This is a genomic window from Pelosinus fermentans JBW45, from assembly GCF_000271665.2.
Lineage (GTDB): Bacteria > Bacillota > Negativicutes > DSM-13327 > DSM-13327 > Pelosinus > Pelosinus baikalensis.
Genome location: NZ_CP010978.1, coordinates 1016816 through 1032409, shown reverse-complemented (window position 1 = coordinate 1032409; position 15594 = coordinate 1016816). Strand labels below are relative to the sequence as shown.

Sequence of the window (15594 nt, the reverse complement as noted above, 5' to 3'; positions counted from 1 at the left end):
CAATAAAATTCAGATTCAAATATTATTTTATCTGAGATGTATTTTTCATTTTTTGAATAGCAACATCAACACTTATGCCATCACTTATTATTTCATCCATTAATTTGTCATAAAAAACATCACTAAATTGATTCTTATTTTGAACAAATAAAGAATTACTTTTTATCTGGTTTTCAATCCCTGGAATCCAATAGCGTTCCTTCGCAAAAGGATAAGTAGGTAAACTAATTCGTCGTGGCTTGCTATTGCTATAGAGCTTATTCCAATCAAAAATCAACCCCTTAACCCAAAGATCTAGAACTTTTGTAAACTTTCCTTTCTCAATCCAAGCTTCAATTGTTTTTGTCATATCTTCATCTGCAGCAAAAACATCCAACGTCTTTTTATTACGTTTAACCTGTCCTCGACATAAACCTTCAATATCATCATCTTGGCCTTCTATAAAACCCTTTAACTTTTCTTCCAACTCTGTGATTGACTCTACAACCACAGCCAAACGTTCTTTCATAGCCTCCCGACCTACTTGAAGAGTGTAAGCCATATCTGCTAGATTTAAGTCAGATAACTTTTCTTCTTGAATAGCAACCAGTAATCGCTGTACCTGTTCTTTGAGTTGCTCCGAAGTTCTTGCTGATAATACGATAATTGCTGGTTTTTGATTATTAATTGTAATCAAAATTTGCTTCTCATCCTTGAGAATATATTCTTCAATTAATATATGAGCGTTTGAGCCTCCGGCGCCAAAGGATGAAATACCAGCACGCCTTGGATATTCGTGCCCATTAACAAACGGTCGTTTCCATTCCGCTAGTTCTTGCTGAACTATAAAAGGAGTATTACTAAAATCAATGCTAGGATTTAACACCTTGGAATGCAAAGAAGGTACTAATTGATGATATCTAAGTTGTAATAATATCTTAGTTACCCCTGCAATACCTGCCGCACTTTCACAATGTCCAATATTCGACTTTGCCGATCCGATAGCACAAAATTGTTTATCATCTGTAAATTGTTGGAAAGCCTTATTCAAACCTGCTACTTCAATGGGATCCCCTAAAGAAGTACCAGTACCATGAGCTTCTACATAACTAATAGTCCTAGGATTAATCCCAGATTCCTTAAAAGCTTGCCCAATTACCCCAGATTGAGCATTAAGATTAGGAACGGTATACCCATTAGTTTTCCCACCATGATTAATGGCTGTTCCTTTAATGACTCCATAAATGTGATCACCATCTTCAATAGCACTTGCTAACGGTTTAAGCAATACTGCTCCAACACCTTCTCCCGGAACATAACCATCTCCTCCTTCCCCAAAACTTTCACATCTCCCCTTACTTGATACAAACCTCCCCTGTCCTAGCATCAAATATTTATTGGGGTGAATGGAGACATTCACACCACCCGCAATGGCAAGTTCACATCCACCTCGTTCAAGACTTTGGCAAGCTAAATGAATGGCAGTTAGAGAAGAAGAACACATGGTATCTATAGCCATGCTAGGACCATGAAAATTACAGAAATAAGACACACGATTCGCTATTGATGATGGATTCCCTGCTAGAGCAATCGGTCTACCTTGAATGGTTTCCTGAACTCCATAGAGTTGATATTCCTCATACATTACCCCTACATAAACCCCTATATTCCCTTCTAAACCAAATCCTTTATAATGCCTAAGGACTTCTCGAGTATATCCCGCATCCTCTATGGTTTCAAAAACACATTGCAAAAACAAACGCTCTTGAGGATCCATCAATTCTGCTTCCCGAGGGGTAATGTTAAAGAAGAGTGGATCAAACTGATCCACACCGTCTAAAAAACCTCCCCACTTGCTATAGGTTTTCCCAGGCTTGTTTTTATCTTCATCATAGTACAAGCTATGATCCCATCGGTCTAAAGGAATTTCTGTGATACAATCCTTCCCCTCTCTTAAGTTTCTCCAAAATTCTTGAATAGTTCTCGCCCCCGGATAACGTCCAGAAACACCAATGATAGCAACGTCTAGACCTTCTGACTTTTTTTCTTCCTTACATTCCGTACGAAGGGCTGCAAAACGTGGACGTCTATGAGTGTCAATGTTTGATTTTATAGATACGGTCATATCTATATTGTCGTTTGACATCTCAGTAGTTGCTGTTGCTTTTTCCTCAATTCCTAGCAATTCAATCAATTTGCTGCGATAAGATTCCAGAAAATACCCTGTTAATTCTTGAATGTTCTGGTATTCAAAAAATAAAGTTTTCGACAACGAACCGAATTTCTTTTCTAATTGATTGGTCAATTGCATGACCATAATTGAATTAATCCCATATCTCTCCATCGGAGCGTCAGCTTCAATTCGCTGTGCCGGCAATTTAATAACAGAAGAAAGCAACTGTTTAAAGTATATTGTGGCTTTTTCTCGAAGCAAATCTTCTCCTATTTTTATAACCAGGCTCTTTTCCTTTATTTTTGAAGGTTCGTTGGATATTTGTATTTGGAAATATTCCGCAAATAATTCTTGGTGTTTTACAACTAAATACTCCGCCAAACTATGGATGGTTGGATATTCCAAAAATATGGTATTAGTCAGTTCAAGCTTATACTCCTGGTTAATGTTATTGGCAAATTCGCCCAACATGATCTGATCAAATCCATATTCTTCCAACTCAGTATTAGCATCAATATTTTCAATTTTAACCCTGAGAACTTTGGAAACTATCTGCATCAAAGCAACTTTCATTTTATTTGGCAAATAGATGTTTGTAGAGTCGGATATGGTTTCGGAAGTTGCTATTGGAATTAATTTTTGCCTTATTTTTTCAATCTTACCTTCTAGAATTCTCGCTGAAAAACCTTTCATCCGTAAACAAATTAGCCCTGTTTCATCACACAAATCAATATCGAGTTTTTGTACTTTATCTCCTGCTTTACTACCTTCACTGTAGCGAATCAATGCCCACATATTGGATTTACACTCCCCTAAAATATCCACTTCTTGCAGGGCAAAGGGAAGAGCTAGTTTAAAATCATCATTATCTAGGACAAAACCGATCGATGCCTGCAAGGCAGAATCGAGTAAACTGGGATGCAAAAAAAATTGGTCTTGAGTAGATGAAACGGAGGAAGGTAAGAATATCTTCACTAACACTTGATCATATCCAACATACACCCTCTCAATTCCTTGATACCCTGGACCATAATCAAGCCCCCTCTCTCTAAACGCCTCATAACATTGATTAGACGATAAAATTCTTTGACTGCACTCCGCCTGCAAGTTTCTTATATCCAATGTTTCTACTCCCTCAATAACACTTAGTAATGCAATTCCTTGGCTGTGTACTACCAATTCCGCACTACCCGTTTCAGAATGGCTATATATTTCATAAGCGATTTCTCCGTCATCTTCTGGAAAAAGTCCGATATTTACCCGAACAGGCCGTTCCTTTACTGTAATAGGTTGAGTCCATACCACGTTTTTTAGTCGAATTTTCCTCTCATCTTCATTTAGTACTCCTGCAGCTTGCGCCACTGCGACTCGAGCCATTTCAAGATACGCAACCCCTGGCAAGACCCGCTGGCCTTTCACGACATGATCAGTCAAGAAAAATTCCTGACCAGTAAAGGTCGAACTGAATCGTTGCTCGGAGAAGTCGGAAATATTTTGATGCAGTAGCGGATGAATGACAGTCATTGGTGCTACACTTTTGCTAACGTCTTTACTCTCGCTACTGGGTATCCAATAGCGCTCCTTAGCAAAAGGATAAGTAGGTAGACTGATTCGCTGAGGTTTTGCATTGTCATAAAGTTTGTTCCAATCAAAAGATAGACCTTTAACCCACAAATTTAAAAGTTTCTTATATTTTCTTTTAGCTACCCAAACATCAATTATTCTTTCTAAATCTTCATCTGCTGTAAAAATAGCGACTGTTTCTTTATTGCGTTTGACCTCACCAATATATAAATCCCTTATATTTTGTTGACCTTCTATAAAACACTTCAACCTTTCCTCAAGTTCTTTAATGGACCCCACTATTATCGCCAAGCGCTCTTCCATGGCTTCACGCCCTACTTGAAGCGTATAAGCCATATCAGCTAAATGACTATCAAAAAATCTTTGCCCTTCAATTGCATTCAACAATTGCTGCACCTGCTCTTTCAGCCGCTCCTCATTCTTGGCCGACAGCACAATCAGCGCTGGATTTTGATCACTAATTGTAATTGGCTCCTGCTTCCGGGGAATATATTCCTCAATTACCACATGAGCATTTACACCGCCAAAACCAAAGGAACTCACTCCACCCCGTCTTGGAATTTCTTTTCCTGCTGCGTCCTGCAGGGCTTTCCATTCTGTCTGTTCCTGCACAATGTAAAACGGGCTGCCTGCAAGCTGTATGTATGGATTTATCGTATCGCAATGAAGACTTTTCACTAGAGTTTTATGTTTTAGCTGCAGCAGCACTTTGATCACGCCTGCTACTCCTGCTGCCAACTCCAAATGACCAATATTAGTCTTCACTGAACCTAAACCGCAATGCCTGCTTGTTACTGCATCATCTCCTGTTGCTTGGTACAACTCTTTAAAAGCTGCTTTCAGTCCATTGATTTCAATAGGATCGCCAAGCTCAGTGCCCGTTCCATGGGCTTCAATATAGGTAACGGTCCTGGGATCAATTCCTGCTTTTGTATATGCAGTTTCCAGCAGCTTAGCCTGTGCCTTGGGATTGGGAGCTGTCAAAGAATTGGCGTGCCCTCCATGATTCTCAGCAGTTCCTTTAACAATCCCATAAATATGGTCTCCGTCTGTCTCTGCATCTTTTAACTTCTTTAGAAACAGCATTCCTACCCCTTCTCCTCGTACATAACCATTGGCTTGGTCGGAGAAGGTCTTGCAGCGTCCATCCTCTGAGAGCATACCTGCTTTATTAAAGCTGATATGATTCTCAGGTGTTACCATTGTATTAATGCCACCGACAATCGCCATCTCACAGGCTCCATTTTCTATCGCAGCCACAGCCCGATGGATCGCTATTAAGGAACTTGAACAAGCCGTTTCTATCGGTTCGCTGGGCCCATGGATATTTAAGAAATAACTCATCCGATTCGGACCTACTGACGGCAACGTACCTGTAGCAGAATATCCTTCAATTACTGTATTAGAAAGCGATACTAAGCCGCTATAGCCGCTGCAGTTTGCAGTCCCTACGAAAATTCCTGTTTGCGTGCCAGAAAGACTTTGAGCCGAGTAACCAGCATCTTCTATTGCCTTCCAGGCATAAGTCATTAATAGACGCTGCTGCGGGTCCATTAATTCAGCTTCTCGTGGAGAAATTCCAAAGAATAAAGGGTCAAACTCCTCTATACCATCAATAAATCCCCCCCACTTAATGTTAGTTTTATTGATGTCTTTTCCAGGATCACCATAATACTCTCGCCAATCCCAGCGACTTTTAGGAATCTCTGTAATACAATCCTTATCCTCCAGAAGATTCTTCCAAAGTTCATTCATATCTTTAGCCATGGGGAATATGCCACTGACCCCAATTATTGCAATGGCTTCTTGATCCTTTTCATCTACTTTGGACAACGTCAGCGGCATTGTCTTTATAAATCGAGAATAACTTTTCGTATGCAGGCCCTCTGCGGGCACATATATCGCGGTTTGTTCCACATTCACAGCTGCTGCAAATTGTGATACCAGTAGCGTGCGATACTCTTTAGTGAGATATTCTGCAAAACTCTGAATGGTAGAATATTCAAAGAATATAGCAGGAGTTAATTCAAATTTATATTCCTGATTCAGTAGATTAGCAAATTCAGTATACATAATGGAGTCAAATCCATATTCATTTAGTTCCGTATTCCTATCAATATCATTGGCTCTAACTTTGAGCAACCTCGATACGACTTGGATCAAAATCATCTGTATGTTCTCTAGCAGACTGCCATTATCAATGACTTTAGGTGAACTGGCCATAAACTCAGGTTCCTTAAATCCGTTGAGATCTGTATCCTTTTGCACTGCTAATTGTGATGAAAATTCAGCTAGGTAACTTTCGAGCAAGTACTCAGCAAAACGATTGAGAGTTGGATATTCAAAAAATATAACAGGTGTTAATTCAAGTTTATACTCTTGGTTGAGCTGATTTGCAAATTCGGTGAATGTAATAGAATCAAAACCATATTCATTCAATTCAGTGTTACTATCTATTTCTTCCATCCTGACCTTAAGCAGCTTGGATGTCATTTGTATTAAAAGTGATTGGATTCTGTCCAGCAGATTACTGGCATAAGCCGCTTCCGTAAAAGTTGATGCTGCAGTGATTTTATCAGGCTGGGAGAAATATGCTGTTAAAAGCAGTTTTTCTTGTATTCGCTCTGGCTCGCCTGTCATTACCAGCACTTGGTCCTTATCTGTATTCATCCCTAAATAAAATAATCTTAGACCGCTGGCAGTAGGCATGGCTCCCATACCCATATTTCGCATCATTTTTTCGATTGCTTCGTTAACATTCATCCCGCCCGCTTGCCATAAAGGCCAATTTATGGCAAGCGTCTGACCCTGCCGCTGTTTTGCTGCTGCCAGAGCATTACGATATCTTGCATATGCATTCATAAAGTCATTGGCCACAGCATAATCAGCCTGTCCCACATTGCCCAGACTTCCTGATATAGAGGAAAACAGAATGAAAAAATCCAGCTTCATATTTCTAGTGGCGTGATCCAAATACACTAGTCCTGAAACCTTCGGAGCCAAAACTTCCTGCATTTCTTCTTTCGTCTTTTTAATAATAAAATTATCCCGGATTACTCCAGCAGCATGAATAATGCCATGAAGATCACCAAATTGTTCCTGAATCGTTTGGATCAATCTGATAACCGCTTTCTTATCAGTTATGTCGGCCTGCCTATATTCGATCTTAGCCCCCAATTCCACCAATCTCTTCAGTTTCTTACGCTTTTCTTCATTAAGGGCAGATCGGCCAGTTAAAATAATGACCGGATTCTTAACTTGCTGTGCAATCTCTTGAGCGAATATTAACCCTAGACCTCCTGCACCTCCTGTGATCAAATAGATTCCCTGCTCTTTCCATGGAGTTGTTAAAACCTCATGGGATCTTTCTATTTCCCTCCAAACAGCAACACGGCGTTTGCCATTCAGATATTGAATTCTCCTATCCATCGGACAACGACTATTCTCTGCCAGCTTTTCCGAAAATCTTTCCCAAGACTCCCCTAATTCCACTTCAATCAGTTGTCCCCATACCTTGGGATTTTCAAGCTCAGCTGTTTTTATCAAGGCAAAAAGTGCAGAAAAGAGCTGCTGCTCTTCTTGTATTGAGACGACAATTTGGATTAAAACATTGTGTCTAGGTTTGCTTCTAAGTACATTTTGAATTTCATCAAATACTTGAAATACATAGGATTGGAACCGCTCCTCTAACTGCTCCTGATTCGACTGTAAAATAAGGTAACGATTGCTGTTCATCTTTTCCTTGATTTTTTCCTTAACCATTTCATCTGGTTCACAAAAGATTACTATCTGCTGCGTATCATCCGGGAAAGCAGCTTCTGCATTGGCATCTTTTACTATCCAGCTGGAATGGAACATCAGCGTTTCCAGAACCGCTGCTGATTCCTTCTGAATATTATCTTTCTCCATTACTCTAGCTGAGAAGCCTTTTAATCGTACATAAATTCCTCCCAGCTCATCGCATATATCAATATCTAATTTTTGTATTTTATCGCCTGGTTTACTGCCGTTACTATAACAGACATGAGCCCACATAGCTGAAGTGCATTTCTGAAAAACCTCAATCTCTTGTAAGGCAAATGGTACAATTGGTTTTGAAGGCTCTATTTCGCTATAGCTCATGATTAAGCCGATTGATGCTTGTAAGGCTGAATCCATTATGCTGGGATGCATAATAAACTCTTCCTGCATATCACGAACACACGATGGCATAGAGATCTTTGCCAGAACCTGATATTCTCCCACATAGATTTCCCTGATGCCCTGATGTCCTGGTCCATAATCAATTCCCATAGTCCTGTAAGCTTCATAGCACTGACCAAATGAAATAGTGCCATGACTGCATTGTCTTTGTAAGGCTTGCAGATCTAATGGGGGAGGTTCGGTAATCGGGCTCAGTACAGCACGCCCTTGACTATGTACGGTTGCTGCAGTGCCGTCTAACGCTGACTGACTATATATTTCATAATTAATATCTCCATTTTCTTCCGGCAAGAGCCTGATTTGTGCCTGCAATTCTTTATCTCCCATAATCATCGGACGAATCCAAGTCACATTCTTGATCTTAATACTATTCTGTTTCTCGTTAATGCCTGAAGCCAATATGACTGCCGCATGGGCAATTTCAAGGTAAGCAACTCCTGGCAGCACCCGCTGCCCCTTAACAACATGATCCTTAAGAAAAAATTCATTCCCTGAAAAGACTGAACTAAAACGCTGTTCAAAAAAGTCAGAGGTATTTTGGTGCAGCAAAGGATGAAGCCGGACTGGCTGTACTTCATATTTACTTACCAGTACATTTTTATTGATAGGCAGCCAATGGCGCTCCTTGGCAAAAGGATATGTTGGCAAGCTGATTCGTACGGGCTTCGAATGGCTGTATAGCAAACTCCAATCTACCGCTGCTCCCCCAACCCAAAGATGAGCCAATTTCTTATATTCCTTTTGTCTTATGATCGCTGCAAGAAATTCTTTGCCGTTGCTTCCTTCAAGCAGGGCTGAAATGTTCTTTGTTTCCAGTCCGCCGGCTCCTGTATAGACTTGTGTTATTTCTTTTTCATCGGCACAGTACTGTCTTAGCTTCTCAGTCAGCTCTTTTATATTAGAAGCGACGATGGCAAGTCGTTTATTCATAGCCTCGCGCCCCATCTGCAAGGTATACATTATATCAGTAAAAAGAGTCCCTATCCATTCTCCTTTTTCTTCACGTGCTGCAACTTCTTCTAAAAATGCAAGCATATCTATAGCATATGCTCTAAGCCTGTCCTCACTCTTGGCAGAAAGCAGAAAAACATTAGAAATGTTATTGTTTATTTCAGCATTTGTTTTCGTACCGCAATATTCCTCTAGAACAACATGTGCATTTGAGCCGCCAAAACCAAAAGAACTCACACCGGCTCTCCTTGGTACGGTTTGCCCTGCACTATCCCTTATCCGTTGCCATTTCTGTGTTTCAGCTGCAATATAAAACTGCGTTCCTTCTAAGTTGATGTACGGATTCTGTTCTTTAAAATGAATCATTCCAGGCAAGGCGCCTTTTTGCATTGCCAGTACTATTTTTAGCAGTCCCGCAACACCGGCACCAGCCTCCAAATGTCCTATATTGCTCTTTACGGATCCAATACCACAGTACTTTTCAGGTCCTATCCTTCCCCACTTTTTACCCAATTCTTCGAAGGCCATCTTTATGCCGTTAATTTCAATTGGATCTCCCAAGCTAGTCCCTGTCCCATGGGCTTCAATATAGGTTACTGTCGATGGATCGATTTCCGCCTCACTATAAGCACTGATAAGCAAACCGGCTTGTGCATTGGGATTCGGTGCCGTTAGTGAATTTGTGCGCCCTCCATGGTTCTCAGAAGAACCTTTAATGACTGCATGAATATTGTCACCATCCTCAATGGCTTTGCTGAGAGGCTTTAAAATGAGTACTCCTGCCCCTTCCCCTCTTACATATCCATTTGCCTGGCTGTCAAAGGTTTTGCACCGCCCATCCGCACTAAGCATTCCATTGATCCCCAGAGCAGTATGCATGAAAGGATTCAATATAACATTTACGCCGCCAGCAATTGCCATGTCGCAATCACCATGTTGTATCGCGGTTACAGCTCTATGGATTGCTACTAAAGAACTTGAGCATGCGGTATCAATGGTTGCACTGGCTCCTTGGAGATTCAATAAATAAGAAACCCTGTTTGCAATCACACAGTTGATATTCCCTGAAATGGTATACGAATCAGCCTCAAGTCCGGAACATAGCATCATATCCCAATAATCTGAGCTTACTGCTCCAACATATACGCCTGTCTTAGTACCAGAGAATTCTGATGCCTTATAGCCTGCGTTCTCAATCGCTTTCCATACCGTTTCAAGAAATATGCGCTGCTGAGGGTCCATTTGTTCAGCCTCACGGGGCGAAATATTAAAGAATGCCGCATCAAATTTATCAACATCCTCTAAAAAACCTCCCCACTTTGCAAAAGGAATCTTCTTTTCCTCTGCGATTTTAGCATAATAATGATTGGAATCCCAACGCTCCCAAGGTATTGGTGTAATCAAGTCTCTCTTATTTACAATATGATCCCAAAAAGTATCCAGATCAGGTGCCTGAGGAAATATACCTCCTATACCAATAATTGCTACAGGTTCTTTTTTCCATTTCCTCTGATCTGAATCGAATTCCATATTTGTTTTGTTGAAATTAACCACAGAATTCATTTCCTTGTTTTTAAGCTCACTCCTCCCTGAAATTGTTTTTACTTCAACAGACACGTCACCATACGACTTTTGAAGTTCATCTCTATAGGCATGCCAAAGAAATTCAATTACTTTCTTTACGGTCGTATAGGTATAAAATTGTGCAGGAGTGACGGAGATATGATATGCATCCTTAATTCTTTTGCTTAGCACGGTAAAGCGGATGGAGTCAAAACCATACTCACCCATAGGAATCTCAGCATGAATCTCCTCAGCAGAAATTTTGACTACGCCTGCTACAAGCTGGGTGAGATCCCGTGAAAAAAGATCGAAAGCTGCTTCATGCGCTGAATCGGCTGCTTCAACTTTACTTTTAGAAAGTGAATCCTGTATCCCTTTCGTCTCTTTGCCATAATGCTTGTCAAGTTCCTCCTGATAAGTCTTTGACATGTAGTCAATTAGCTTATTAACGGTTTCATAAGTATAAAACTGGGCAGGAGTAACCGATATGTTATATGCATCCTTAATTCTTTTGCTTAGCACGGTAAAGCGGATGGAGTCAAAACCATACTCACCCATAGGAATCTCAGCATGAATCTCCTCAGCAGAAATTTTGACTACGCCTGCAATAATCTTAGTCAGGTCCTCTGCAAAATGACCTGCAGCCTTCGACTCCTCTTCTTTCCATTCGAGAGTCTTTATGCTGTCATTAGCAGGAATGTGTATATGATGATTCATTTCTTTATAGCCATACTTCTCTATCAGCTGAAAATCAGGGGCAGCTGATAGCACTTTTCTATCCACTTTCAAATTAAGCGTCAAGGGTAACATCTCCAGATACACATAGGAAGCAGGAATCATATAATCGGGAAGGAATTCTCTCATTGCTTCCCTAAGTTTGCTCCCTGCTATAAGATCTTGGAATTTATCTGGCACCATAAATGCAGTTAAGCTTTTATATCCTGTGCTGTCTGCTTTCATTACGACTACTGCGTGCTTAACATGAAGTTGTTTTTGTAAGACTGTCTCGATCTCACCAAGCTCAATCCTGAATCCTCTCAACTTCACTTGATTGTCCATTCTTCCTAAACAAACTACTCTGCCATCCGGTAAATACTTAGCACAATCTCCAGTTCGATACATTTTCAATTGTAAATCCGCAGCAAAGGGATTCAAAATAAATTTCTCGCTGGTCAATTCCGGACGATTCAAATAGCCTTTTGCTAACCCGTCACCGCCAATACACAGTTCCCCTTCCACTCCATCAGGTACAGGATTTAGATGCTCATCCACTATATAAAATTGAGTATTTCCAATAGGATATCCGATCGTTATTTCTTCCCCCAAATTGATTTTGGAAACAGAAGACCAAATTGTCGTTTCTGTCGGTCCATACATATTCCAAACTTCTTTACTTCTGTCTAAGAGCTTTTGTGCCAATTGTCTGCTTAAGGCTTCTCCACCGCATAATATCTTAATCGATGTTCTTTTATCCCAGCCAGCCTCTAAAAGCATCTCCCATGTTGCAGGCGTAGCCTGAACAACAGTAGCCCATTCCTTCTCAATCCGTTCTTTTAGTGCAAATCCATCTCGTGCGGTTTCTGTAGGCAATATTTCAACCTGCCCTCCAGTAATAAGAGGCAAATATAACTCAAGACCTGCAATATCAAAGCAAATTGTCGTTAACGCCAGAACTCGGTCTTCTTTTGTAAAACCTGGACACTTCGCCATCGCACAAAGAAAATTTGTCAATCCCCTCTGGGTTACTTCCACACCTTTTGGCTTTCCTGTTGAACCTGATGTGAAAATAACATATGCCGAATCCTCAGGCCTGACAGTCTTGCTGGAATAAGAATAATATTTCCGAGACGAGCTTTTGCCGCTATTTATACATATGTCCTCCCAGTCTGTATCCAGACAAATGATCCTGGCATTGCTGCCAGGCAATTTATGCTTGAACTCATTCTGTGTTAGAACCATTTTAATATCTGCATCTTCAATCATGTGCAAAATTCTTTCTCCAGGATAAAGGGGGTCAATCGGCACATAGGTTCCTCCTGCTTTCAATACGCCCAGTAATCCCACCAGCATATCCAGTGATCGTTCGATAAAAATCCCTACCAAATCCCCTCTGCCTACCCCTGCTCGATTTAAAAAGGATGCAAGACGTGATGCCTTTTCTTCTAATTCCATATACGTTAAACTTTCATCCCTGCACAGTACGGCAATTTTTTCCGGTGATTGCTTAACTCTCTCTTTAAATAATTCATGCATACACTTGTCTCTTGGATATTCAGCAACTGTATGATTTCTCTCATATATTGCTTTGTGAAATTCAGCATCTGTCAAGGTAGTCAATTTACTTATGGGAGCATCTGGCGTGGCAGCAGCCCGCGCCATACATGCTGCAAGCCGATTCGTACCGTTAACAGCTTTTGCCGTTGCTAATAGTGCCTCATCGAAAGCAATCCGCCAAGTATTGCCCATTTCTGGCACAATCAATGAGATGCCGTACCTATTGCAGGCCAGCTGAGAATAATCCGTAAGATCTTTTACATATTCCACTGTGAATGACAGCAATTTTTTTTCATGTACAGGAGAATTCGACTTCAGTTGAGGAGTTCGAGCAATAAGATCATGAAGAAAAGTCTTATGCTCCTTTACAGATTGTATTTCTGCCCTTGCAATATCACAAGTATCCCTAAAAGTAAGAGTATCATTCAATTCCAACTCTACGGGCACATGGACAGCAAACAGCGTATCCACTCCTTGAAAATCCTCTCTTAATTCCTGGTATCCAAGAAAAAATTGAACATTGTTTGTCTTGCATTCTTTGGATAAAAACGTACTAATGGCAGCTAAACAACTTGCCAATCGATTGCCGTAATCCTGCTCTGCATAAGTGATAAACTCTTCTGCTATTGTAAAATCTACGAAGGAATTATGAATGCTATCTATGCCCTCTACACTTTGAATAGCACCTGGCCAAATAGCAGCATCCATTTTCGACATTTTTTTAATCCAATAGTCTTCAAATCGGCTTATTTGCTTATGCAGTGCTGTAATCCTCGTACTTGTTTTCCTAGCAAATCCAGGCAATAAGCCTCCTGCCTTTAAATGATATTTCTCTATGCAATCAGAAATTGGCAATTGGACTCCATGAATCGATCTGATTGAACGTATCTCAATATCATTGTTTACCGTAGCCACAGTAAAGTTCAAATCTGCAATAGCAACAATCGTTCCAGGCTTTGCATCTGATTTATTTTTGGTAACAAAAATCTGGTCAACAATAATATACTCATTATTCACTGCCAACTTGGCAATTCCAAGTTGATTCTGATATTTTCCAAATTGCAGTGCTCTTACGGCTGCATCCATTTCCTCAGCAGAAGAATCCCATGATATAACACCTCCAGCAGGAGGATGCTGATATTTTCCATAATACGTTCGACGACTTAAATCTTGAAAGGTTAGTGAGTAGCTGTCTCCAGCCAGTTCCTCTACCAGATCCCTAAAAGATTCTAATCCCGCCTTATAACATTTCACATTTAAAGAATGTGCTGTCTCCCCCTCTTCGACTGGTATAATCATTTGTTTTAGAATATTTCCTTTATCAACCGCAGAGACCATTTCGTGCCAGGTGATTCCATGCTGTTTCTCCTGATTCATTATAGCCCAAGAAGTCGCGTGTATCCCCGCATATTCCGGCAATAGTGCATCATGAAAATTTATCGCCATTCTTTGCGGCAATGCAAGTACCTTTCTGGGTATTAGGCTAAGATAAACGATGCTAAATAGATAGTCAAAAGGATTTTGTTTTAAGAAGTCCACATAATCACTGTCATGATCTGTACATGTTAGTCCTTTGTCTTCAGCCCATTCCCGAATGGAAGGATTGGAAGAAATAACTCCGTAAATATCATGACCGGAATCAATTATGAGTTCCCCGCAAGCAGTAAGTAATGCCCCGTCACCAATAATATAGCAGCTGAATTTACCGTCATTACCCATATGATCCCTCTCCTCAATCGATTTTCTTTGACTAATCGCCATTTCTTACTATCTACGTGTTTAGAAAACAGTTATAACCTGCCAGCTTTCAGCTAGGCAGGTTATAGACTGCAAAGAATTCCTTATATTACGTCCTCATATTTTAAGCCAAGTCTGCTAAGGGCATCCTCAATATATTCCATGGGAATTGGTGCATTAATCATATGAAGTGCCCTCTCTCTGCTCAATTCACCTTTGCGGATGAGAGTACTTAATTCGGTCTCATGCTGTGAATAGCCAAAGTTTTTTACTGCTAAATGCTGAGATACGTAGTTAAAAAAGCAATTTGTTGAATCTGCAGGCCAACTCTTTTCAGGAAATCTGACATTAAATTCCCGGGTAAGAAATTTAATTATGCTTTCATCATCATATTTCATATATTGAAAAGGGTTTATTTGAACCATAGATTCAAAAGTCTCATATAAATATAGCGCATGGTCATCTAAAATAGATAAAATGTCTTTAAAATCAGGTTCTTTGCTAAGTTCATCATGAATACTTTTATCGGATATATCAAATAACCAGTATAACTCCGTATTCTTAACATACTCCTGTCCTTTGGTGTATCCCCCCAGGATTAAGTTTATCCCGTGTTTCGATGCTATATCCCTGACATACACATCAAGCAATTCATGACAGGGCCTGCAATAATATATGGGCTTCTTCGATTTCAAGAGGTAGATTAAGAAATCTTTGATTTCATTTGGCTTATAAACAATGAGATCTACTCCTAATTTACTGGTAACAGTCTGTATATTATAATACATTTCTTCAAGAGCAAACCCGTTATCAATGAAAATTGCCAATGGATTCAATCCTAATTCTTTTTTAGCCAGATATAAGGTCATCGTACTATCCTTACCGCCGGAAAGCCCCACTGCACAATCATATTTCCCAGTATTTTTGGATTTGGATTTTTCGATTTTAGCTTTTAACACCTCAAAATTTTTGTCTTGGCTGCTGATGTCTTCTTCCTTCCTGTCTTTCTGGTGATTGCAGATATTGCATACCCCTTTTTCATCTAAGACAACATGAGGATATGTTTCCGGCATTATACATTTGTCACAGCGTATCATAAAAAGAACCTCCTCTTATTCTTATGCTCATTC

General features: G+C 40.2%; 2 protein-coding genes. Both read right to left on the bottom strand.

Annotated features, from left to right (window positions below; translation table 11 throughout):
* Positions 1–22: 22 nt before the first annotated feature.
* Positions 23–14446 (bottom strand): amino acid adenylation domain-containing protein, encoded by a 14424-nt coding sequence (locus JBW_RS25580; RefSeq protein ID WP_007957525.1) that lies wholly within the window; start codon positions 14444–14446, stop codon positions 23–25.
* 122 nt (positions 14447–14568) lie between these two features.
* The gene (locus tag JBW_RS04295) at positions 14569–15423 is read right to left on the bottom strand and encodes a phosphoadenosine phosphosulfate reductase family protein (RefSeq protein ID WP_235334135.1); all 855 of its coding nucleotides are present in this window, start codon (positions 15421–15423) and stop codon (positions 14569–14571) included.
* Positions 15424–15594 lie beyond the last annotated feature (171 nt).

What these genes read in the sequence shown, in the direction of transcription:
- JBW_RS25580 (WP_007957525.1), bottom strand. Translation starts at nt 14,446, where the DNA reads ATGGGTAATGACGGTAAATTCAGCTGCTATATTATTGGTGACGGGGCA.